Source organism: Candidatus Poseidonia alphae (genome assembly GCF_943787815.1).
Taxonomy (GTDB): domain Archaea; phylum Thermoplasmatota; class Poseidoniia; order Poseidoniales; family Poseidoniaceae; genus Poseidonia; species Poseidonia alphae.
Map to the genome: position 1 here is coordinate 38,112 of NZ_CALSNW010000002.1, position 22,141 is coordinate 60,252.

General features: G+C 51.0%; 23 protein-coding genes and 1 tRNA gene. 8 read left to right on the forward strand and 16 right to left on the reverse strand.

The features are described 5' to 3' along the window. Nucleotides 1-87: 87 nt before the first annotated feature. Both AAA857_RS03980 and AAA857_RS03985 read left to right on the forward strand, forming a co-directional pair. A complete protein-coding gene (locus AAA857_RS03980; protein WP_338173356.1) occupies nucleotides 88-510 on the forward strand; it encodes a hypothetical protein in 423 nt (140 codons plus the stop codon). A 37-nt stretch (nucleotides 511-547) separates the two neighbouring features. Next, nucleotides 548-1,366 carry a hypothetical protein gene (locus tag AAA857_RS03985; protein WP_338173357.1) on the forward strand — a complete coding sequence of 273 codons (819 nt, stop codon included), beginning with the start codon at nucleotides 548-550 and terminating at the stop codon, nucleotides 1,364-1,366. Here AAA857_RS03985 and ribD read toward each other — a convergent pair. Continuing rightward, nucleotides 1,352-2,389, reverse strand: coding sequence for a bifunctional diaminohydroxyphosphoribosylaminopyrimidine deaminase/5-amino-6-(5-phosphoribosylamino)uracil reductase RibD (ribD, locus tag AAA857_RS03990; protein WP_338173359.1), 1,038 nt, complete (start codon nucleotides 2,387-2,389; stop codon nucleotides 1,352-1,354). The two genes, AAA857_RS03985 and ribD, sit on opposite strands and share 15 nt — an antisense overlap. Nucleotides 2,390-2,587: 198 nt before the next feature. Here ribD and AAA857_RS03995 point away from each other — a divergent pair, with 198 nt between their 5' ends. Beyond that, nucleotides 2,588-3,646, forward strand: a complete 1,059-nt coding sequence (locus tag AAA857_RS03995) for a diacylglycerol kinase family protein (protein ID WP_338173361.1) — start codon at nucleotides 2,588-2,590, stop codon at nucleotides 3,644-3,646. Here AAA857_RS03995 and AAA857_RS04000 read toward each other — a convergent pair whose 3' ends face one another. From AAA857_RS04000 to AAA857_RS04030, 7 genes are all read right to left on the reverse strand, one after another. Continuing rightward, complete coding sequence (locus AAA857_RS04000; RefSeq protein WP_338173363.1) at nucleotides 3,647-5,107, reverse strand: hypothetical protein; 1,461 nt, start codon at nucleotides 5,105-5,107, stop codon at nucleotides 3,647-3,649. 77 nt (nucleotides 5,108-5,184) lie between these two features. Then, nucleotides 5,185-5,270: transfer RNA gene (locus tag AAA857_RS04005), tRNA-Ser, on the reverse strand. Nucleotide 5,271: 1 nt separating this feature from the next. Beyond that, nucleotides 5,272-6,831 (reverse strand): SCO family protein, encoded by a 1,560-nt coding sequence (locus AAA857_RS04010; RefSeq protein WP_338173365.1) that lies wholly within the window; start codon nucleotides 6,829-6,831, stop codon nucleotides 5,272-5,274. A 12-nt stretch (nucleotides 6,832-6,843) separates the two neighbouring features. Continuing rightward, on the reverse strand, nucleotides 6,844-7,218 hold the full coding sequence (locus tag AAA857_RS04015) for a cytochrome C oxidase subunit IV family protein (RefSeq protein ID WP_338173367.1): 375 nt from the start codon (nucleotides 7,216-7,218) through the stop codon (nucleotides 6,844-6,846). A 9-nt stretch (nucleotides 7,219-7,227) separates the two neighbouring features. Next, a complete protein-coding gene (locus tag AAA857_RS04020) occupies nucleotides 7,228-8,574 on the reverse strand; it encodes a heme-copper oxidase subunit III (protein ID WP_338173370.1) in 1,347 nt (448 codons plus the stop codon). Then, the gene (locus AAA857_RS04025; protein ID WP_338173372.1) at nucleotides 8,571-10,904 is read right to left on the reverse strand and encodes a cbb3-type cytochrome c oxidase subunit I; all 2,334 of its coding nucleotides are present in this window, start codon (nucleotides 10,902-10,904) and stop codon (nucleotides 8,571-8,573) included. The genes AAA857_RS04020 and AAA857_RS04025 overlap by 4 nt, the downstream gene beginning before the upstream one ends. After that, nucleotides 10,904-11,899 carry a hypothetical protein gene (locus AAA857_RS04030; RefSeq protein WP_338173374.1) on the reverse strand — a complete coding sequence of 332 codons (996 nt, stop codon included), beginning with the start codon at nucleotides 11,897-11,899 and terminating at the stop codon, nucleotides 10,904-10,906. Before AAA857_RS04030 ends, AAA857_RS04025 begins: the two co-directional genes overlap by 1 nt. Before the next feature lie 213 nt (nucleotides 11,900-12,112). Here AAA857_RS04030 and AAA857_RS04035 point away from each other — a divergent pair, with 213 nt between their 5' ends. Both AAA857_RS04035 and AAA857_RS04040 read left to right on the forward strand, forming a co-directional pair. After that, nucleotides 12,113-12,433: a DUF167 domain-containing protein gene (locus AAA857_RS04035; RefSeq protein ID WP_338173376.1), complete on the forward strand. Its 321-nt coding sequence runs from the start codon at nucleotides 12,113-12,115 to the stop codon at nucleotides 12,431-12,433. After that, nucleotides 12,433-12,924, forward strand: a complete 492-nt coding sequence (locus tag AAA857_RS04040) for a hypothetical protein (protein ID WP_338173378.1) — start codon at nucleotides 12,433-12,435, stop codon at nucleotides 12,922-12,924. The genes AAA857_RS04035 and AAA857_RS04040 overlap by 1 nt, the downstream gene beginning before the upstream one ends. On the opposite strand, the gene AAA857_RS04045 is transcribed toward AAA857_RS04040, so the two are convergent. From AAA857_RS04045 to AAA857_RS04055, 3 genes are read right to left on the reverse strand one after another with little or no spacing between them, the layout of a single operon-like run. Further along, entirely contained in the window at nucleotides 12,897-13,376 is a 480-nt protein-coding gene (locus AAA857_RS04045) for an Lrp/AsnC family transcriptional regulator (protein ID WP_338173380.1), read from the reverse strand. The genes AAA857_RS04040 and AAA857_RS04045 overlap by 28 nt on opposite strands. Next, the gene (locus AAA857_RS04050; RefSeq protein WP_338173383.1) at nucleotides 13,376-14,548 is read right to left on the reverse strand and encodes a hypothetical protein; all 1,173 of its coding nucleotides are present in this window, start codon (nucleotides 14,546-14,548) and stop codon (nucleotides 13,376-13,378) included. Before AAA857_RS04050 ends, AAA857_RS04045 begins: the two co-directional genes overlap by 1 nt. A 3-nt stretch (nucleotides 14,549-14,551) precedes the next feature. After that, a complete protein-coding gene (locus tag AAA857_RS04055; protein ID WP_338173385.1) occupies nucleotides 14,552-16,327 on the reverse strand; it encodes an RsmB/NOP family class I SAM-dependent RNA methyltransferase in 1,776 nt (591 codons plus the stop codon). A 122-nt stretch (nucleotides 16,328-16,449) separates the two neighbouring features. Between AAA857_RS04055 and AAA857_RS04060 the strand changes: the two genes are divergently transcribed. Both AAA857_RS04060 and AAA857_RS04065 read left to right on the forward strand, forming a co-directional pair. Then, complete coding sequence (locus tag AAA857_RS04060) at nucleotides 16,450-17,742, forward strand: hypothetical protein (RefSeq protein ID WP_338173386.1); 1,293 nt, start codon at nucleotides 16,450-16,452, stop codon at nucleotides 17,740-17,742. Between the two features lie 98 nt (nucleotides 17,743-17,840). Further along, nucleotides 17,841-18,197 (forward strand): hypothetical protein, encoded by a 357-nt coding sequence (locus AAA857_RS04065; protein ID WP_338173388.1) that lies wholly within the window; start codon nucleotides 17,841-17,843, stop codon nucleotides 18,195-18,197. A gap of 5 nt (nucleotides 18,198-18,202) precedes the next feature. Here the strand turns inward: AAA857_RS04065 and AAA857_RS04070 are convergent, their stop codons facing one another. Both AAA857_RS04070 and AAA857_RS04075 read right to left on the reverse strand, forming a co-directional pair. Then, on the reverse strand, nucleotides 18,203-18,400 hold the full coding sequence (locus AAA857_RS04070; RefSeq protein ID WP_338173390.1) for a hypothetical protein: 198 nt from the start codon (nucleotides 18,398-18,400) through the stop codon (nucleotides 18,203-18,205). Between the two features lie 56 nt (nucleotides 18,401-18,456). Next, on the reverse strand, nucleotides 18,457-19,347 hold the full coding sequence (locus tag AAA857_RS04075; protein ID WP_338173392.1) for a hypothetical protein: 891 nt from the start codon (nucleotides 19,345-19,347) through the stop codon (nucleotides 18,457-18,459). Between the two features lie 105 nt (nucleotides 19,348-19,452). Between AAA857_RS04075 and AAA857_RS04080 the strand changes: the two genes are divergently transcribed. Continuing rightward, nucleotides 19,453-19,926 (forward strand): helix-hairpin-helix domain-containing protein, encoded by a 474-nt coding sequence (locus tag AAA857_RS04080; protein WP_338173394.1) that lies wholly within the window; start codon nucleotides 19,453-19,455, stop codon nucleotides 19,924-19,926. Between the two features lie 220 nt (nucleotides 19,927-20,146). Here AAA857_RS04080 and AAA857_RS04085 read toward each other — a convergent pair whose 3' ends face one another. The 3 genes from AAA857_RS04085 to AAA857_RS04095 form a co-directional block, all read right to left on the reverse strand. Continuing rightward, nucleotides 20,147-21,241, reverse strand: a complete 1,095-nt coding sequence (locus AAA857_RS04085; RefSeq protein ID WP_338173396.1) for a tyrosine-type recombinase/integrase — start codon at nucleotides 21,239-21,241, stop codon at nucleotides 20,147-20,149. 241 nt (nucleotides 21,242-21,482) lie between these two features. Beyond that, entirely contained in the window at nucleotides 21,483-21,749 is a 267-nt protein-coding gene (locus AAA857_RS04090) for a non-histone chromosomal MC1 family protein (protein ID WP_338170917.1), read from the reverse strand. Nucleotides 21,750-21,904: 155 nt separating this feature from the next. Next, nucleotides 21,905-22,138, reverse strand: coding sequence for an Lrp/AsnC ligand binding domain-containing protein (locus tag AAA857_RS04095; RefSeq protein ID WP_338173398.1), 234 nt, complete (start codon nucleotides 22,136-22,138; stop codon nucleotides 21,905-21,907). Between the last annotated feature and the right edge of the window lie 3 nt (nucleotides 22,139-22,141).

Sequence of the window (22,141 nt, forward strand, 5' to 3'; positions counted from 1 at the left end):
ATCCCCGAAGGAGGTTTCCGGATAACTGCAATATAGGCATGAACACATCACCTCAAGTGATAAATTAAAGAAAGCATTGGACAGGCTATGGGCGTTGTTCCACTGGAAGAAATCAATGCTCTTCGAGCCATGGAGGGGTATGAGCAGATGCTTGAAATTGACCGCCTTACTCGTGTTTACCAAACAGACGAAGCCACGATTCGGAGTGCCCTTTCCTCCGGTCCGGGTCAAGCCCCCCCTCCTACAACACCTGCGCCAGCGTGGGACAATTCTCACAAAACAAGCCCGCTGCCCCCCCCTGCCCCACCCTCTAACGTGGGGCCAACCATGGTGAACAGGCAAGAGTTCCGATACGAGTATGACCCAAGCCGTGAGGCTGCCGAACGGCGAGAACAGATCAATCAAGCCATTCTCTGTTCTGCTTGCGGTGTTGCACTGGGGATACCTGACATCCGGCCGATTAAGGTGACCTGTCCAGCCTGCTTGTTCGAAGCAACCTACACCGAATGAACGCATCCTTGATGTGGGATGCTCAGGAGGGATGCTCATGCGTGATGGTTCTCCTCGTCTTTGGCCCTATTCTCCGGCGAACTCCCCGATTGCACTCCCCGACCGACCGTTGTTGTGCAGCACCAATGAAGTTGTCACGCTCCTCAACTCTGCTGATACGCCAGATTTGACCGCCACCTTGGACGGAAAAAGCCTCACGGCTTATCTTGAAGGATACGGAACGGCAGAAACCTCTCTTGACACCCTTCTGAAGGATCAAAATGTGGCTCCAATGGCTCAACGCCGCCCTATCTTGCTTCTGGGTGAACTCGCCAATCCTTATCGCCTTCAAGACATCAACATTGGCCCTCTGCCTGTATTCCCTGTTCGAATTGAAGATGTCTGCAGAACATGGGCAGACGGCTTGGATACGCGCGAAGCCTATCCCGGAGTCCACCATGTGACGCTTGCTCGAACGCCAGGTTGGTGGGAGCATTCCCATCTTGGGATGGCTACGGTAGAGCAGATGAAGGCACTTGTTGCCTGGCTTGAAAATGGAGTTCGCGGTTCATGGCGACCGGTCAAACTGGCGGAGGGGAGCATCCGTCTCGCAGAAGAACCTGATTTGGAACCTCCAACAAAAGGTGACATCACATGGGATGGAGTGGTTGAGCGAGTTGATCTGACGATGCCCGCTCCGACCGGTCCAATGATTGATCTTAGTGCACTCATGGTGCCGATTCATACACGACAAGGGTGCTACAATCACCGCGGTAGGCTTTCGCGATGCGCTCATATGAACCAACGGGACTTCCATGACAACCTCTTCAGAAAAGGCTCATCCCATCGTTGGGATGATGTTCTAAGCGTTCTTTGACGTACTTCTGGTATAGTGCTCGACGTTCTCTTCGCCCCAAACCATTTCATGGGTGGGCATGAGTCCAGCCTTTTCGAGCACATCTGCCGTAATTCGAGAGGGAACAGGTGAACCGTGTTCATGCTTTGATCGTACGAGATAAAACTCATCGATCAACCGTTGGTCTAAGAATCTGTGAATGGTCGTTGGGCCCCCTTCGATGAGAAGGCGCTGAATGTTTCGGTCTCCCAAGCGATTGAGCAACAATGGCAATCCTGCAAAAGAGGACTGAACCAACATGGCCTCTCCTCCGTCAGTAAGAAGTTGAGCGTTCGGAGGGCACCGCCCGTTAGGGTCGATGACGACTCTGAGCGGTTGTCGCTTTGGTTGGCCGATTCGGACGGTGAGAAGTGGGTCGTCACGAATGACGGTTTCAACTCCGACCAAAATTGCATCGCAATCTTGACGCAATTCGTGAACTTTTTCGAGACAACCCGGTGAAGTAAAGCGTCCAGCCTTCAATGAACGGTCATCGACAGAGCCGTTTGCATCCACGGCGAGTTTGACCGTCACAATGGGTTTTCGATGCTTGCACCAATGGAGGAACGGGCGCATTTGTTCTGCTGCATGTTCGGCCATCAGTCCCGTTGAAGTCGAAATTCCAGCTGCTTCAAGGACGCGTTGTCCTTTTCCACGGACGGTGGGGTTAGGGTCTTCGTGAGCGATGATCACTTCTTGGACACCAGCCCACATGAGTGCCTCCGTACAAGGGGGAGTTCTCCCAAAATGGTTGCACGGCTCAAGGGTAACGTAAGCAACTGCTCCGTTGGGAGAGTGCCCTTTTGCTTCTGCATCATGAATCGCCATTTGTTCGGCATGAAGTCCTCCAAGATGGTCGTGCCATCCTTCGGCAATAACCTTGCTATCTTTGACCAAAACACAGCCTACCAGTGGGTTGGGGCTCACCTGGCCACGTCCACGTTCTGCGACCAATAGAGCCCGTTCCATGAAGAAACGGTCTTGCTCGGTCCAGGTTCTGCCCATGGTCGTACCACACCGCTTTGGTTCAAGACACCTTGCATGTTACTCCGAATGTCGTTTTGACGGAACGAGTGAGAACCGTGTAAAAATGAGGTAAAGCAGATAATTATTCACTCTGAATAAAGTACTATTCAAAACAATTAACGCCGCGATGTGGAAATTCGGGGAATCCTTCAAGGCTCCAGTGCCCGTGTAGGGACCATGGGCTCCGAACCTCAGAAACTTCCAACTCCGGACCGCATTGAGTTTGAGGGCGACACCGAATCCCGAATCAAAAAGGGAGTCCACAAACCTGTTTTCGCACCAATGTTCACAAAAAAAGGCAAAAAAGCATCACGGCCAAAACGCGTACACCTTCTCGTCAACCCGTATTCTGGCAAACGAAACGGCAGAAAGGTTTCTGAGCATGTGGCCGCATTGCTCCGAGACGAAGGCATCGAGGTTGAGGCACATTACTCAGCGTACAGCGGGCATCTTGTCACCATTGCTTCTGAACTCACGGTCAAATCTGGAGACCTCATTGTTTCAGTTGGGGGAGATGGGACCTTTTCAGAGATTCTAACCGGCAGGATGCAGGCCGAACCATCACGAAAAGAATCCTTTGCGATCATTCCAGCCGGTACGGGCAACTCCGTCGCATACGACCTCAAACTGAGCAATCCTGACGTTGCTGTCAACGCCATTCTCAACGGTACAAAGCAGGCGTTGGACCTGGCCCGTGTCGAATTGACTGAAGGGCTTCCTGGTTCAGAAGGCGAGCGCATGGTTCGTTACAGCCATAACCTCGTGACTTGGGGCCTGGGAGTCGACTCCAACATCAAGGCTGAAAAAATGCGATGGCTTGGACCAATTCGGTACGATTTAGGCATCTTGATGGCCATCATGGCAAACGGCCGCCGTCATGCAACACTAACGCTTGACGGTGTGGAAATGGACGATGACTTCACGCTCTTTTTGATTCAGAACAGTCAAACAGGAGGTTCTGAGTTACCCCTTGCGCCAGGAGCATCCCTTGATGACGGAAAAATGGACATTGGTATTTTGAAGAAAATGCATCGAAGAGGCATACTCAAGGCTTTTGGAATGTTGAAGAAGGATGGGCGCCATGTTTTTCATCCACAGGTGGATTATCACCGTTTTAACCGCCTCGAAATAACAACAGAACAGCCGACTGCAATCAATATTGATGGAGAAAATCTTGGTTCAACACCGCTTATGATGGAAGTGCTGCCTTCGGTTGTCAACGTCATGATTCCATGATCAGAACGAGAAGTCAGAAAAGTCATCCTCTGGCTCATCATCAAAGACACGGGGTGCAGGCTCTTCAGCAACCTCCGCAGGTGCTTTTTTGACGGCCTTTCTACGTCGGACGGGTGGCTTTTTCGCCGGAGCATCTTGTTGCCGGGGAGCTCGGGATGAAGGTGGTGTTGAGGATGTTACCGAAGAGGTTCTTCGTTCACCAAAGGATGAAGGCAGTGATGAGGAGTCATCAGCGTACTGGTTCACTTGTTCCATTTCCTGGGCTGCATCTGTAACGACAACCGAACTCTTGCGTTCCGGTGGCCCACTGGCACCTCGTGAGGGTATGGCGGTTGAGGCAAGCACACTGTCAAGGTCAAATCCGCCCAGAGAGTCTTTTTCTTTTGGAACTGAAGCGGGAGGGTCGTTCTTTTGCTCCTTTTTCTGTTCCTTCTTGCGATCCTTTTCCATTCTGCTCTTGCGCTCTTCTGGAGATTCCATGCCTGCTTTCTTTGCCGACTTGATATCTTCTTTGACTTGGGCAACCTTGTCAAGCCCATCAGAACCAAGCAGGGTCCGCATCGTTCCTTTTGCAGAACTAAGAACCATTCCTTTTGAAACAATGAATGCTCCAACGCCTCCACCTAAGCCGACAACGAGGAAGAACAAAATAAATCCAGCACGCCCTAAGAAGGGTACGTCTCCTTGAACCCATTCGTCATCTGCTTCTCCATTCATGCTAACGGTAGCACCATCGAGTTCAACGCTCGTAACGACGATGAAATACCTGTCAAGGTTCATTGCTTTGTCTACGCCCATCGAACAATCCGGCCTCACGAATTGGTCAAAACTATCTCTGTAAAACCCTCCACCGGATTCATTAGCATCAACCATGTATCCACTGACCGTAACAGGCTGGTGCCATTCACCCATGGCGGTCAAACCATCATGAACGTTTTCTGAGGCAGGAATCAGCCCCAATACAAACCATTGGGATTCAGAATCACTGTTGATTTCATCGAGGTCAATACTACCAGCCCCTGTTTCTGGAGACAAGGGGTTCGACCATGTCTTCACGTCAATCCGTGCTCCTTCTCCATCGACAACGGTTGCGGCCTCATCAAATGACATCTCTTGAATTGCTACTGCAGTAGTTACGCCGTAATTCAATTTAGTACCGCCCAAAAGCGGATCGTGTGTGTCATAGAATGCACTAGCAGCCAGATATCCGGTGAAGGAGATTTCAGTCCCTTCTCCCACGGTTAGGTCGGGTTCATCGCCGCTGGGGTTGCATCCAACTGCTTGCATGTCAGAAACCGTAGTCTTCGTTCCAGAAAGAGTTGAAACGACATCAATGTCGTCCTTTGCAAACGAGACACTGACTGCATTTTCTCCATCTCCCCATGCTGATGTTGAGGGGCCAAAGCACCCAGCAAGCATCATGCTGGCGATGAACAACAGGACGAGAGCACCTCTGCGCATGGACCTTGGAGGGGGCGTGGAGTTTGAGAAGTCTTCCCTCAATCCTCACGGTTGAACAGCATCTAAAACACGCAAAATGGCGCAGTCGGAGAGATTTGAACTCCCGAGTCACGGGGACACCGGATTTCAAATCCGGCGCAATACCAGGCTATGCGACGACTGCTTTATTGGAGGCGGGAGGTTTCCCTCTTTTTCCCCTTTCGCTTGTTCACTGTCAAGTCGGAGTTCTCTTTTGGGAGCCGAACAGCGACGGCGAGGCCGAGTGCTAGAGAGGTCAAGACAAAGGTCATGCCGGGTGTTTCAAGGGGGTCACTGTCGCCTAGACCGTCCTTTTCGAGAACCTCTCTAAGGTCGGCGGTGAAGTCGGTAACCTTCCAATTATCTCCCGTCCAAACGACAAGCGGTTGGCGGTTCTCATTGATGATGTAGGTGATGGTTGAGTGGCCGACATTGAAGTCTTCACTGACCTCTTTCACGCATGAAGTTCTGTCGCCTTCGTCCCATGTATAGCCGTCATCACACATGCAGTGAAGACCTTCTCCAGTACCCATTTCCCACCCGTGGCCGCTGCATACCTCTTCGGTAGAATTCTTCACTGGGGCTGGAATATCCGACGCATTCACAATTGAAGGAGCCCAAGCAAGATGCTTTGGTTCCATAATACCGTCCATTCCAACAGGGGAAGTGTCCCAGGTCGCATTGGTAGAGTTCCATTCATAGAGGCTCCACCACCAAGAACTATCTGCTGGAGCATCTTCATCGCCAAGAGATGTCATGTAGTGGCCGTATGATGAGTCAGCGATCGTAACATTGACGCCTGCATCGTTGAGTGCACCTTTCGTGATGTGGTATCCATCAAAGGTGTCAATACTTGTTTGAACTTCTGTTCCATTGTTCCACATAATGGTCATACTTGCTTCACCTTCGACGAGTGGTGAGGAGAGATTAGAGCGATTGAGGCTTGAGGGCATCCAAGCAATATGTTGGTTTTCTTGAAGCGCATCGATGTCATCAATGCCAACTTGTGAGGCTGCCCAGAGGTTGGTTGATTGATTCCAAACATTAAGTTCCCAATACCATGAATCCCCTGGTGCTTCCTCGCCACCGATTCCAGTGACATAATGTCCGTATTGTGACATTGATGCGTTGATCTCAATTTGATGTTGATTCGCTAGGGTTTCAGTTAGCGTCCAACCTGAAAGGCCGAACATGTGAGTGGAAGCATTTCCGCTGGTGTTCACGACGGTTACGGATGCTTCACCAGGGTGGTAATCCATTACATGAGCATCGATAACACTCTCCTGGACAACGACACCAAAAGTTTTCCAAACCGGTTCCAGTTCTTCAGCTGTTCCGGTAAGGTGAGGCCATTCTACTCCATGGATGTCAGTAAACGCTTTCAGGCGTTCTGGTGAGTCGTACCGAGGGTCGACGGTAATGGATATGAACGTAACATCGCCCTTCTCCGTGTCTGTAAGTTCACCATCAACACTCTTCAAAAGTTGAGTAATCACTGGGCAAACATCAGGACAGCGGGTGAAAATAAAGGCAACGACCGTCACTTCATTGCTATCGTCATAGAATGAAAATTCATCACCCATCTGGTCGGTGAGAACGAAGTCATCAACTGGACTTCGGGCGAGTTGACTTCCTTTGTATGCGGCTGCCGGCATAAGCAAGAGGCAGGTTAGGAGCAGGGCCAGTAAAGTTCGCTTTGCGTTCATGGTAAATCTCTCTCAGCGATTCGTGGCATAATCCGCTGATAGAGGGGTGCACCAAGCAGGTAGGCCGGTGACACCTTCTGGGTTGGACAATCCAATTCCCCAAAGCATCAGCAAAACAAATACCACTGGAAACAATGCGGTTCTCGTATAAATTCGGGGGTCGCCCTTCAAGTGCATGAAATATGCTGAAATTCCGTATCCTTTGACGATTCCGACACCGATAAGGATGGCCCATACTGCCTTGAGAGGGATGCCTGAGAAAAAGACTGCAGCCACTTCAAACAGGGTAAATACCATCAGAACAATGAAGTTCCAAAAATAGATGTCCTTTCCAAGCAATCCGTCAAAGATGTTTTCGATAATTCCGTGTGTTTCGTGTTCTCCCATGTTTTCACCTCAATACAAGTAGAAGGCTGGGAAGATAACAACCCACGCCAAATCGACAAAGTGCCAGTACAATCCAAAGTATTCAATACCCTGAGCATTGTCCTCATTAAACTCAACAGTGTCCGCCTTAAACACAAGATAGAGCATGACCAAAAGGCCGATGAAGACGTGAAGGCCGTGGGCTCCGGTAGAGATGTAAAAGATGCTACCTGCCTGGGTTCCAATGGTAAATCCTTCAGCAACCAGATGGCTCCATTCAATCAACTTCAGAACGATAAACATCGAACCGAGCATGAGGGTTGCGATGAGATAGTTTCGTACTGCCGCTTTCTTGGTTGGCATGAGTTTGCCCATGAAGCCGGTTGGAGCTTGCCAGTTAGCATCCTTGGCCGTTTTCAATGCAAGGACGATGGTGTATGAAGACACGATGAGTGCAAAGGTGTTGATCGCTCCTGGGAGGAGGGTCATGAAGTCACCTTGGCCGCCCAAACCTCCAAGTTCTGCACCGTCTGGTCGAAGGAAATCCGATGCGGTTAACATGTCCACTTGTTCACAGTTTCCTGCCTCTACCTGCCATCCAGTACACCATTCCGTACGCATACGGAGGTAGGATGAAAAGAAGGTGGCGAACACCATAATTTCGGACATAATGAAGACCCACAAACCTGCTTTTCGGATGTGTTGTCCTTCAAACGGTGCAGAAGTTGCAATCTGTTCACCATTTCCGATGAACGGAAGGTCTTCTCTCCACCAGTTTGAGACACCCAGGACGATAACGAGGAGTCCGAGCATGCTGAGCCCAAGTCCTCCGAGTTCTGCCTCGTTGCCAGACAACATGTCGCTTAGCGTTGCTTGGAAATCAGGGAAGCCCATCAAGAACAACATGATACCGAGTGCGAAAATGATTGGAGAGCCTGATCCATGATGTTCATGGTCGTCCCCTCCATAGCTGGAACTGCTATGGCTGTCGTCTTCGTCAGGTTGAATTGAATTAACGAAGCCACCAAGGCCAATGAAACTGGCATAGGTAACACACATCAAGAAAATTGTAATTCCGGCCGTTCTCCAGGTGAGATAGGAAAGGTGTGCTTCAACTTCATGATGGTGAGCCTCGTCTTTTTCGGCTTTGAGCACAGCGATTTCTTCAGTCGAAGCATTGTTTGCTTTCGCTTCTTCGTAATCGTGCTTTGCATCCTCATAATGGTGGACGGCTTCTTCATAGTCATGATGTCTAATGTTGGCCATGCCAACTCCCATGGTTGCGAAGGCAAGGATACCAATGATGAGGAAGGTGCTACCCATCAATACGGCTCTCATCCAGATGCTGTTCTCCACGTGTGCTTCAGAGCTGCTCATTCTTCTCCCTCCAACTTGCCGACGACCGTACTCTTCGGCTCGGCTTTCAGCAGTTTGTCAATGAGTTTCCCAGTATCGGGCTTGTGATGGCCGTAGCGTTCGTTCATGTCACCTTGTACGGGGTCCTCGTGGAACGACGGTGTAGGTGGTGGCGAGGTAGTGGACCATTCGAGTGACCATCCGCCCCACGGGTCTTTGCCCACAGGTTCTCCTCGACGAGAGGAGTAGATGATGTTCCAAAGGAGAAGGATTTGGCTCAGGCCAAAGATGAATGCAAAGGTGGACACAGCCATGTTGTACTCCGCAAATCCAGATTCGACAGTATAACTGTGGGTTCGTCGGGGCATGCCCATGATCCCGAGTGCGTGCATGGGCCAGAACGCTGCGTTATAGGAAGCAAATCCGACGAGGAAATGCCAGAGTCCTAGGGTTTCGTTCATCTTGCGACCTGTAACTTTGGGGAACCAATAGTAAAGTCCGGAAAACAGTCCGAAGACCGTTCCGCCGATGAAGACGTAGTGGAAGTGAGCCACAACGAAGTATGAATCGTGGAAGTGGATGTCCATACCCGATACAGGGAAGAACATTCCAGAGATTCCACCAAGCGTGAACGTCACGATGAAGCCCAGGGACCAAAGCGTGTGGGTTTTCATCACCAAAGAGCCGCCCCAAAGGGTAGCAAGCCAATTGAAGATTTTTGCTCCGGTCGGTATGGCAACAAACATGGTCGTAATCATGAACACGGCTCTCCAGAACGGGTCCATGCCGGACGTGAGCATGTGGTGGCCCCATACGACGAATCCGACGATTCCAATTCCCGCCATGGCGAAGACCATTGATTTGTAGCCAAAGATCGAACGGCGAGCGGAAGTTGCGAGAACTTCAGAAACAATTCCGAAGGCAGGTACAATCACAACGTATACTTCAGGGTGGCCGAAGAACCAGAACAAGTGTTGGAAGAGCAGCGGGTCTCCACCTGCGACGAAGAATGTGGTTCCGATGGTGTGGTCAAAGAGCAAGAAAGCGACTCCGATGATGAAGGCTGGAAGCGACATGTAGAGCATGAACACGCTGATGAAGACCGACCACGAGAAGAGTGGCATTTTCATCCATGTAACGCCCTTCGCACGCATGGTAAATACGGTCGTAATGAAGTTCACGCCACCGAGGGTCGATGAAGCACCAAGCATGAGAATGCCCGAAATAAACGCCGTTGTTCCTGCGTTCGAGCCGTAATTCGCAAGTTCAGCACCCATGTTCGCCTCCGTGAGTGAAGAGTAAGGCGGGTACATGACCCATGTGATATCAGCAGCTTGTCCAGACCAAATCCCCGTAAAGATGAGCGGTGTTGAAAAGACGAGGAGCCAAAGTCCCATGGCGTTGATTCTTGGGAACGCCAAGTCCTTTGCCCCGATTTGAAGAGGGAGGACATAGTTCATGAATCCAGCAATCATTGGCATGGCGGCTAGGAAAATCATGGTTGTTCCGTGGAGTGTAAAGTACGAATTGTATTCGTCGTAGGTGAGGAAATCGTTCTCAGGCAAAGCAAGCTGGATTCGGAACAGCAGAGCAAGCAACCCTCCGACCAGGAAGAAGAAGAATCCGAACAAGAAGTACATGACTCCGACTTCTTTGTGGTCCGTTGTGGTCAACCAAGGCTTGAGGAAATCCCAGAACTGTTGCATGGTGAACGTGTCCGGAGAACGTCGGTAAAAGATCCAAAGAATTCCAACAAAGATGAGGCCGACAGCAAGTCCGATGGCGGTAATGAAAATCACCAAGGCGCTTGCACTTGGCGCAAGTGCACCAGCGTTGACTCCAGGGATGGAGATGAGTGCTTGGTTCCAGTAGTCTCCACCAGAACCAGCGCCACCGTTCACAGCGTTCCCGTAAACGGTCATCTCAACGTTTTCATCGTCAGCTGCAGGAGCGGTCCATTCAAACGTCCAAGAGCGAACTGTATTTGCTTCAGTAGTGTGCGTGAGGCCGCCATCCATGTCCTGTCCGAGTGTGTTTGGAATAGCAACGACATTTCCGTGGGTTGTCAAAATTCGGTAGCCTCCAGCCCGACCGTTCCAGTCCTCGCCACCGTCATCGTAGAGTTCCATGACATCGTTGATGACGGTCACGGTGAACGTGTAAGTTTCACTTGCATTGTATACTTCTGGAAGTCCATCGACAACGACGCTTGTGTCGGGGGACACTCCGCCGTGACAGGAACATCCTTGGTCACCAGCAGAACCGATTCCAGAAGGAATGGCTGTAAATTGAGGTGTTGCAACCAGAGCAAGGAGAAGGACTCCCAATATGATTGAAACTCGTGTGCGCATCAATAATCACCTCCATCGCTTGAATCTCCGGTCTTCTTTACGCCGGTGTCTGTGGAACAGTCCGTTCCCTCCATGGCGACAATTTTGACTTGGCCGGTCATGTAGGCGTGCTGATTACCGCAGTACTCAGCACATTTGATCGGAAACATTCCAGGGTCGTCGGGCATAACGGTCATCCATGTACCCTCTGCATGTCCGGGGACCAGGTCTTCTTTGACGCCCCATTCAGGAAGCCAAAACGAATGCTGGACACCGACATAGTTCGGGTTAGATTCATCGCTTGGTTCTGATTTCATGTTGAATACCGTGTTTTGGTCGCAGGGTAGAATCATCGGTTCATTTGCCGCTGAAGAGAACTTGTGGTCTTCTGGGATGTGCATCCAAGTGTGAAGCACTTGGCCATCAACATCGCTGACTTCGATAAAGGAGTAAGATGATGGATTGAAGTAATCAACGCCGTCTCCTGGCGTTACTTCCAAGGAGGAGGTAAGTTGGTCAAGAGCAAATTCAGTGGCGACCCCTTCAACGGTGACCGTCACGTTCGTTGCTTCTGAGCCACTGGCATTAACATACAAATTGCCGAGCGTTGGCCAGTCTACATTGATGGAGGTAAGTGCCTCGTCGTCTTCCCAAGTAAGTTCGTCTTCATATTCAAAGTCCCAGAACCACTGCTTTCCAGTGATTTTCATGTTGTGTGCATCATCGTCATCGGGGATGACCCACACCGCAGCATTTGACGATACAGCGAGAACGATGAGCCACAGAACGATGAGGGTTGGGGCCAGATAAAACATCACTTCCATGGGAGTGTTGTGCCGGTCAACAGGGAACGAGCCCACCTCAATATGGTCGATATCAGTTGTATCTGGCTCAACGCCTTCGCGGTATCGCAGCATGGCGAGGAACATCCATCCGAAGGTTAGAACTCCGACGAGAATAGACCAAAACATGAATTTATCATAGAGAACAGAGAATACCGTATCTTCCGCGACCATGGAATCACCTTGATTCTACCGCCGCGTAGCCCCTCCTTAAGCATTTGTTGCAGGGGGCTAGAAGCACCCCTTCTTTCCATCTCCCTCGCGAGGCTCTCCAGCCTTCCGTTTCGCGTATTTTTTGATATGAAACACGATAAAAGTGTCACAACAAGAAGGGGCGGCTTCACGCTGCCGGGAGACAATAAAAAGCCGGCCGGAAAATGAGTCGTTATGGACGTCGGGACGTGCCTGACCCAGACCCTGGACGGGGCTCTATTGATGGAGGTTGAAATTCAGCCTGGGGCATCAAAGCAGGGAGTCACTGGGTTTAACCAGTGGCGCTCACGTTTGGTCATCGCTGTGAAGGCAGAGGCAAGACAGGGGCAAGCGAATCGAGCCGTCGTTCATGTCGTCGCTCAACAGTTTCGTCTGAAGGCTGCTGATGTGACGGTGGTAACAGGCCATCGTTCGCGCAAGAAACGGTTGCGGCTTGAATCGATTGCCCTTGATGACCTGTTGGTGCGATTGAACGAGGTTTTGGAGGACGGATGATGAGCGACGATTCCTATCATGGTCTTCGCCGGGGTTCTGCAAATGCCGAACAGCGCTGGTGGGATGCCGCTCGAGCGCTAGCTGAGGCTCGTGAGCGCAATCGAACTCACGACTGTGCCATTCTCGTTGAAGGATTACGTGACCGCAGAACATTGTCTCGTCTCGGGTTCACTGGCCCAATAGAACTGCTCAACCGCGGATGGAGCGTGGACGATGTACTGGTGTATTTGGTCGATACCTACGGAAGAAGGCATGAGGATGACAACGGGCCGACCATCATTGTATTGATGGATTGGGACCGGACTGGAGGGCGACTTCAGAATACATGCCGTCGTAACCTTGAATCCTTGGACGTAGCCTTTGATGAATCTCTGTACAAGACGCTCCTTCGATGCTTGAAACCCGAAACAAAGACCGTTGAGGGAATGTCGGGCTTAGTGGATGTTTTGGGGCCTCTCATCGATCAGTTGGATGAGGTTTCATCCGGTTGAGCAGGTTGTGGGAGCGGATCTTCCTTGACCGTATTGAGGACAACATGGGTAAAGGAACGGGCGACCCCCTCAAGCGTGAAAACGGTTTTTGCTAGGTTGTCCAAATCTTCGCGGTCTTTGACCCGAGCAAGAACCATTGAATCCCAGTCTCCAGTCACGTCATAAACAGCAAAAACGCGTGGGTCAGCAGCGATTTTCTGCTGGACGTCGATCATGCTTCCTTTGACAATGCGCAGGCCAGCCATAATGGTCATGGACCAGCCGATCTGTTCAGGATTGAGGACAGCGGAGTACCCCGAGATAACACCGGCCTCTTCCAAGCGCTTGATGCGATTTGTTACGGTTCCTTGAGCGACGCCAAGTTGGCGTGCCAGTTGCCGTTGACTTTGGCGTGCATCGTCGTTGAGCAAGGAGAGTAAGCGCCGGTCGGTCTCGTCCAAATCCATGGTCATCAATCAAGAGCAACCGTGCTGTCGTCTTCAACACTTCCCCCGGTCAAGGTTGCCGTGGAAGGAGCTGGAAGCCAGACATGTTGTCTCCATGCTCCCATTTCATCAACCTCTAAACCGACTTCAAATCGACAATCTTCTGGGTGGTGTTGGGAAAATTGAACGGTGAATTCTTTTTGTTCCGTAGGCTGAAGCGATGGTTTAGGAGGGCGTCCTTTGAACTTCCATGGGGATTCAACGGTCCAATCCTGTGTGCGGAACGCCAACGTACCCGCTTCGAGTTTGATCATGAGTGTTGTTGGCGATGAAGCAGACCAAACGGCTTTAATTCGAGGGATTCCTTCTTCGCGCTTTCTTGAATTAGCAACCACTGCACTGCAAATAACAAAGGCAACCGCTATCAAAATAATCGGCGTCCACTGCCCTCCAGCACTCGTGTGTTGATACGGGGAAGGTAAGGGTCCGGAAGCGAGCGTGAGTATGCGCATCGAGGAGTCATTGGCTTGTGTTCCGTTGAACATCATGAGGCTGTAGCGCCAGCCCGTTGAGATCTGTCGCAGGTCAACTCCAGCCGCAGCCAAGTGGTCCGATGAAAGAGAGAACGTCGTCTCCGTTACGTTGTTTGCTTGGAGAGAAAACCCAACTTCAGGCCGCATTTCATGAACGATATCAACACCTCGACGGCCGTGATGGTCTTCGCTGACGTCTTCGGTGAGGACGATGTAGAGGAGCGTATCGTTGGAGAGTTCGACGATCGGAGTAATTTCCAAATGGAACTGAACAAACCAGTAGCCAACATCTCCTGCCATGATTTCAACATCGCCAGCAAGCGACACCGCCTCCTCCGAATCAACAGCATGGCGGTAGACTTGAGGCTCATCGAGGGTTGAGAGGTTCAAACCAAGTTGGTCTGCCCGGTACATTGCATCATCGTCAGGCCAATCCGAACCGGTCGTTTCGCTCCAGGACCACCAGACCCACCGAACGGTGTCTTCATCCTGGCTTGGTGCGTAGTTCGGCGAATTTTCGGTGACAAATACTTCCTCTATTGTGCTGTATTCTGTTGTGCTGATCGGTGATGATGCATGAACCACAAGCGGTGTTTGAGCCCAGCCCAACGGTGAAAGAAGACAGATGAGCGCCGTCATTACAAGTACGGAAGTCTTCGTTTTCATGACTTATTCCTCCTCATCTCGCCACGGAAGGTCAAGTTTTTTCCGCAGGAGGTTTTGTTCTGAAAGATCGACCATGAGTGTCACTCGAGCACCAACCCATACCGAGATCATCTCGGTTCTTGAGCCGAGACTTGTTGTCAGTAAAAAGGCGCCCATTGGGAGTTCCTTACACCCCATTTCTTCTTCAAAATCGGCAACCATTGGCGCCCAGCCCCGCAAAAGCCGAGTAAAGGTTTCAAGGTCGACATCCATCGTATTCTTCGTGATGACATCGCTCAAAAGGTACAGCGCTTCCTGGCGGGTGCGCCAAGAATTTTTCTTCAATGTAAACGCCGGCATACCGACATGAACGGCCCGTAACGGGTGGAAGGTTCCCTTTGGCCACAGTTCCCCTTTGTTGTTGGGGCATTCTCTGTCATAGAGTCGCTGTGCTACCATTGGAGGGGCGATGTTCATTCGTTTACCACGCTGCCATACAGAATAGGGAGAATCGTCCATTCCATAGGCTGAAAACACCTCATTTTGGACTTCTTCGTCCGCCCGGACAACGGTATTTTTGTCATGAGGGGGGGCGTTTCTGACTTTGGGCTCCCACCCCGCATCATTGCGCAATTGTCTTCTCGAACGGAAGGTTTGAGCAATGCCTTCGGGAGATGCTTCTGGGCGATGCCGTAACAAGGCGAGGAAGAAACCTCCCGTGTCGTTATCCATGTGCCACAACCTTCTGCAACCGGGCAACACCTCTTTCAAATGCTGCTCAAAAGCAACCTCGCTTTCTTCAAGTTGTTCAATGCGGTCGTCTGGGCAAAGGTGGGTGGCGTCAAGGAACGGTAGGCCGTCACGGCCTCCCCCCGCTTCTGTTGGCTTGCCTTCTTCGTCAAAACAAGGCCATTGATTCATTCCGGGATGGAGGATGAGGCCCGGTAGGAGTTCATCGTCAATCGGGACCAGTTCCAAATATGGGCATCTTCGGAGAATTTCGGCAACCACCGCTTCATTTTCAATCGGGTCGATACTGCACGTAGAGTAGACCAAACTTCCACCAGGGGCGAGCAAAGCAGCTCCACGCATGGCGATTTCAAGTTGCATCTTGAACATTCGGCGCCCTTCTCTCGGCGTCCAATTCCACCATACGTCACGGTTTTTTCGAGTTGTCGCAGTTCCAGTACATGGGACATCTGCCACCACTGCATCAAACCCTGGAGGCGGAATTCGACCGAGGTGACGTCCATCATGTTGCGTGATGACCATGTTGGCCAAACTCAATCGGCTCCGGTTGCTAACCAGCATGTTAAGTCGCCCAGATACAGGCTCATTGGCTACAACAACCCCATTCGGATGCAGCCCTTCAGCCAGTTGCGTTGCTTTGGAACCTGGTGCAGCACAGAGGTCCAAGGCGAGCGTTTCCTGCGTCAGGTCCAGCAGTCGAACAGGAAGCATACTGGCGGCTTCTTGTCGGGTGATGCGACCGGTTTCATGCAACAGAGCCATCATCCGTTGCGCGACACCCTCGGGGGCCCTTCCCCGAGCAAAAGGCATCACCCAGCCTGATTCATTAGGCATCCATGAAAGAGGTTTACCCCCAAGTTGCTTCACTTGTTCAAGCGTCCACTCACGGTCGGAACGATGGACTGAGATTCGGAGGGTTTCAGGAAGAGGTGCTAGAGCGGAGGCCATCCATGGTTCAGGGTCAACCCCCAAATGTTTGACCATGGAAGTCAAAGCGCAGGTTGCAGCTTGCACCCGTCTTTCTTCCTCGTTGTCGGTCGGTCCACGCACGCTTATCCCTCCGGCCTCTTCTCTTTGGGCCTTCCGCCACGTACAAAGAGTGCCGGCTTCTGTTGGAACACATGCTCGGAGACGTGGCACCTTGGTATTTGCCTCTCATGTTCGGGGGGTGTATGCTCTGGTGTTTTGCCCCCAGCCTTCTGCCTTGGTGCGAAGAACGAGGTGTATTGGGACTTGTCTACAAGTGGGCTCCGCCCGCCATGGTCGGTGGATTGATCCTTTACAGGGCAAATGCAATATTTTCTCTGGACTTTAGCCACCTTGAAGTAGCAACAATCTTGACTCCAGCATCTACGAGAGCAGACCAATTGACGCTGATGTTTACGGGACAAGGTGCGATAGAAGGAGCACTTTTGTCCCTCATGGTCTTCTCCCTTTTGAGCCCAAACTTGCCCAGCCTAAGGGGTGTTGGGGATGAACATCGTCAAGCGGTTCAGCAAGGGTTGATGCGCCACAGTGGATGGTGGATACTGATTTGCGTGGTTCTTTTATTTCCGGACTCACGCTATTTCGAGCCCGCTTCATTACCGAGTTCACCCACGGTTGCGTTAGCATCATGGTGGAGCCTAGCATCGATTGTTTGCTTTTGTCTTCTCCTCATCATGTCGGGAGAAATCGTAGCATCTACTTCCCTTCTTACGACCAATGATTCAACTTCACTGCTCTTCCGAAGAGCCGTTCTCAAATTGCTTATTCTCCTCCCTATTGCCTGTTACGTCATAGCACAAACCGGGGTTTTGAGTGAACAGTGGTGGGCCCGGCCGATGCATGATTCAAATCAGACCGTTGCGTTGATGATTCTCGTTTACAGCCTTCTCATTTGTTGTGTTCATGCTCCTGCTGCTTGGATGGAGTCGGGATTGGGTCAAGGGGACGGGCAGAGTATTTCGATGACTTGGGGATATGGAAGCGTAGTGGCGTTGTCTTTTCTCGTGTGCGTTGGTTCTGTTCATCACGTGGCCTTGTTTGGAACCGGGACGCAAGTCATTTTGGTCAGTTTGCGGCTAACATCCTTTGTCGCGTTAGCAGGTGCATTGAGCATGCTTCTTCCGACCATGGGCTACGATTCGGCCCATCGACCTGAATTGTGGTGGCTTCGTTTTACTCTGTATCTGTGCGTTCCAGTAGGCTCCTTGTTCTCAGTTTCATTTTGGCTGCTGATTCCTTTGGTTTTTGCCGCAGGCATCCTCACCCTTAATTTGCCTTGGATTTTAGAAGAACATCCCTTTGAGCTGTTTCACAAACCCCTTCTCGGCTGGACAGCATTTCTGGGGCTGCCCGTTGTTCTGGGATTGATGTTTGCTGCCTCCTATGCGACGTTGGTGATTCTGTTTGGTGCACTACTTATTGCAAATGCTCTCTTTATGACGCTTGGAATGAACCGCTGGTCTCATCAGAACCCGTGAGTAAAACCGCTCGCGGGCCGCTGCATCCATCGCGCTTCTTATTAGGGCAACAAGAAGCGATTCGGTACAAGTCTTCGGACTTTAGGGATGGGACCCTCATGGCACGAGCCTTTCGATCAGGAGTAGAAACGAACAAAAAAGTGAGAATGCCGTTGCGACATCGGGTATGGAAGCCCATACGAGATTTGCAATCGCTGACCACTCGTGCACAACGAACCGGTAAGGGTATGGGTCCCTTGGTAGAGGTTCCTGCACTGGTCCGTATTGAAAACGAACATTGGATTTTTGAGCGAATCGATCAATCCACCTTGAATCAACTTACACACCGTTTGGTTGTTGCAGATGAGCACGGCGAACAAACGCTCGGAGTAACAGAAAACCTTCACGTTGCTTTGGAAGTTGCAAAACGCATGGCTGAATTAGAACAGCGTGTGGTTATGATTCAGCCCCTTTGAGCGAATCAAGAAAAGATGGCCCAAATGGCTTGGACGACACCTTGATTGACGAGGTAAAAGAATCCACCAAGACCGATGCAGGCAAGATAGACTTGGGCGGGAGAAATCTTCCACGAGTCTTCCGATTCTTCGTCGAAATAACGAATCAATCCAGCAGCTTGTTGAATACCGCTGCCGTCGTTCTTCTTTTTCTTCGTTGCCATGGCGACCGTTTGTGGCGAGAAACCTCCCCCTTATCAACGCGACGCGGCGATCTCACTCATTCCTCTTCATGTTGAGGGGAGGTCAAATCCACAAAGGGGACCTCTTCTAAAGAGGGCTCAACCGGAACAATGCGCCCCATTTTATCCATGGGAGATGGTTCATCGACATCCAAAATATCATCCGGGGACCCTAGAATTTCGGCAGGAGCATCAATGGCTATCGGGGATGCGCGGGGGTCCATCGCAATCAATTCGGCTTCAACTCGAGCAAGAGCTCGTTCTAATCCGGGCGCATTTTCATCGTGTAGGGCTTCTTTAGCCATGTGGAATTCATGTTCGATGTGGGTGCGAAGAGCATCCAAGCTCTTGCCTTCAATCTGACCAAGGACAACATCACAACGCTGCTTGAGGCGATCGATTTGCTCTTGCAAATCCGCTTTTGCTCTGCTTCTGTGACCCAACCATTGGCGTTCGTTTTCTTTGTTGGTTTGACCTTCACCATGACGAGAGAGCCATTTCTGAGCACTTCTGGGGTGTGAAAATTCCCACGCCTTGTGGCTCAGAGCACTCATGGTGTCAAACACGATTCTTGCCCGTTCACGCACCGGGCCGGTAAGTGTGATGACGTTGAGATAGCCGGAATTGAACAAACCAAAGGCCCAATAACTCCGTGAAGCAATGCGTACCGTGATGTCTCCACTTCGAGTGGCAAGTATCCATCGTTGTTCGTTAAACCCGGGAGATTCTATCATTTCCGGAGTTTCTGGATGAGGTAATTGTGCAAGCAAGGTCGTGGCTATGTTTCCAAGATACACGACCTTGTGGGGCGCGTTGAAGTGTTTACTGCGGAGCAGTGCGCTACTCACGTCCATTCGATGGCTTGCTTCAGCCTGCTTGACTTGGGCGATGAGGACGCTCTTGGCGGGATCTAATGTTGTCTCCGCCATGCCCAAACCAAGAGGTTCATTGCCATGAAGAAACCGCTTTGTGGTTCAGCCGCAACAGGAGGAAGGTTGAAGTCCGGCGTCAAGGAAGAGTAGAGCAGTGGTATAATGGCAGCCAAAGCCCCTTCATCCCCCAAAGATTTGACTTCGCTCCCTGGAGTCGGAGCAGCAACAGCCAAGAAATTAGCATCAGCAAAAATTGATTCAATAGCCAAACTGGCTAAATCAACCCCCAAATCTCTGCAAAAGGCGGGACTTTCGGTGGCCGTCGCCAAAAAAACCCTCGCTGCTGCAAAGGCTGCAACCAAAGTTAAAGAATCTGCAACGAAGGTTAAAGATTCAGTGAAGGGCAGTACCAAAAAGGCGGCCTCTGCTGCTAAGAAAAAAGCCACTAATGCCGCTAGTAAGGCAAAGAAGAGCACACAAAAGGTCATGAAGAAATCTCAAGATGTCGCTGAAGGTGTCGTGGAGAAGACCAAAGCAGTTTCCTCCCTCAAGACCAAAACTGAATCTGACCGTAAAGGTCCAACGATCAAGGTGCCACGGTCTGTAAAGGACATGCCTTGGTTCAAAAAGAAGTGAATTCACCGCTACCTTTGAAGACCTTCACGGTTGAAGTCTTATCATGCCCCGGAGGAAATACGGCCGTCTTAGAAAGACCGTTGAGATGCCTTCGAAGGAAAACTGTTCGCGATGCCGCTCAGGAAAGTTTTGCCCCATCACAGGACATCATGGCCAAACGATTCAACCGACTCGTGCATGGACAGGGCCTGCACAAATATCGAAACGGAAAAAATCAACCTCATAGTTCGGTTTCAATTCCACTTGCACTTGTAGAAGGCGTTGTATCGACCATTTGTTCCTCAATCCGCTCGGGTTGACCCATGTTTTCTCGTAATGCTTGGGCTCGGTGATACACTTCTCTGAGCGTTTGGTCTGAGATCTCAAGGTAAACGCGAGTAGTTGCGATCGTTGCGTGGCCCATCAGGCGTTGAATGGTGACTAAATCTGCCCCTCGTTCAAGTAAACCTGTTGCGAAGTTATGACGAAGTACATGCGGCGTTAACTTTCCCTTGGGGAGGCCTGCTTGTTCACCTAATGCATCCATCATTCGTTGAACACTACGGGGTTGAAGACGACGCCCATGCCGGTTGACCAAACATGCGCCTTCAGATCCATCGACCAGTGCGGTTCGGATGGGTAACCATGCTTGAAGCCGCTCAAGGGTTCGCTCAGTGAACAATACCAATCGGTCTTTATCTCCCTTCCCTCCGCGTACAAGGGCCGACGCATCATCCACGTCGATGTCATCAAGGTTGAGGCCACATACTTCGCTGACTCGCATTCCGGTATCCAGCATCATGGTCACAAGAAACGCAGTTGCAGGGTTTTCACTCACAGAGGCTGTTTCCAATACGGTCGTCAGTTCCCGACGAGTAAGGGTTCTTGGTAGGCGCTTTCCAGTTCGTGCGCGTTGGAGATGCTCAGGCCAAATGAGTCCCAACCATCGGAGAAGATGGCGGGCTGCAGCAAGTCTTGCATTGTACGTCGTTGGCCGAAGCCCAGCGATGGAGTGGGCCCAGAGGTCAATCCGTCCGTTCATTGGTTCCATTCGTTGTGCAAGGGATTCAATGCTCAGTGATTCGTATTCAGATTCACTCAGAACTTGTTCTCGATGCAACGTGGTTTCAACGAGACTGCGAAGTCCATAAAAGTAGGACTTCTGCGTATTTAGTGACTTATTTTCAGCGTGCAATTGTCGTTTGTAACATTCTGCCCAAGGGAGATGACGAAGATGCGTAAGGCGCGCTGGAAGCTTCAAATCTTCCTCAACCAAGCGCTGCTGGCTTGGCTTCATGGCCTTTGGTTGTGGCGTTCGCGTTTCACGTTCATTCATTGGCGTCACCGCCTCTCGCCGAAGCGAGTGTGCATCCCATGTCCCGGAGGACGTTGTGGAATGACAAACCGTGTTTATGAAGCCATCGTCATGCTGGCGAGCGAGCCATGGTTTCGTGGCTAACGCTGGTAAGGCCGAGTAAAGAAGAGTTTGAGGCCCGCATCTGCGCCGAAGAGCAGATGGGGGCGCTGTTCAACTTGATGGTTCAAGTTGGATGGCTGTAAAGAAGGGCTCGGGGCACTCAAAGGTGCTCGATGCCTTGCTTCTTGACGTTGGCCTTCTTGATCTTGTCTGGGAGCCAGTCTGGTCCGCCTACTGGCTTGTCAACCATACTGATGCTGCCTGTGAAGACGTGGACACGCTTGGTGCCACGCTCTCGTAGGCGGATTTGTTCGTGTCCGCGTGTTGCAGCCTTAAGGGCCGCACCGCGGGGTTGTTTGCTCGCAAAAACCTGGCTCGTATCTTTTCCATTCTCCATGAGAACGAAGTATTTTTTTCCGTCTGACATTTGGATTTCCTCCGGTAACGCCTTACCTCAACGAGCATATAATACTTTTCCCGAAAAAAGGCAAGACTGCGCCACATATGGAGTTCAGTACCCCTTTCCGAGCCGCTATTTCGAAGAATAACCCCTCAGTGGAGCGGTTTCTCAATCACTAGATTTTAGAACTCTGCGCCAGCGAGAGTTTTTGTGTCAATGACCCCAGGGACTTGACGAATATGCTCAACAACTGCTTTTGCAATGGTAGCGAGGTCATCAGCTATGAGCTTGACAATTAAATCATGGTCTCCAAACAACACCGTAGCGTCGTCAACATGAGGAAGGGCTTTCATCAACTCGTACACGCTTTGTTCGGTACCAGGTTGGACATTAATCAATACGTATCCGACGGCCATGCT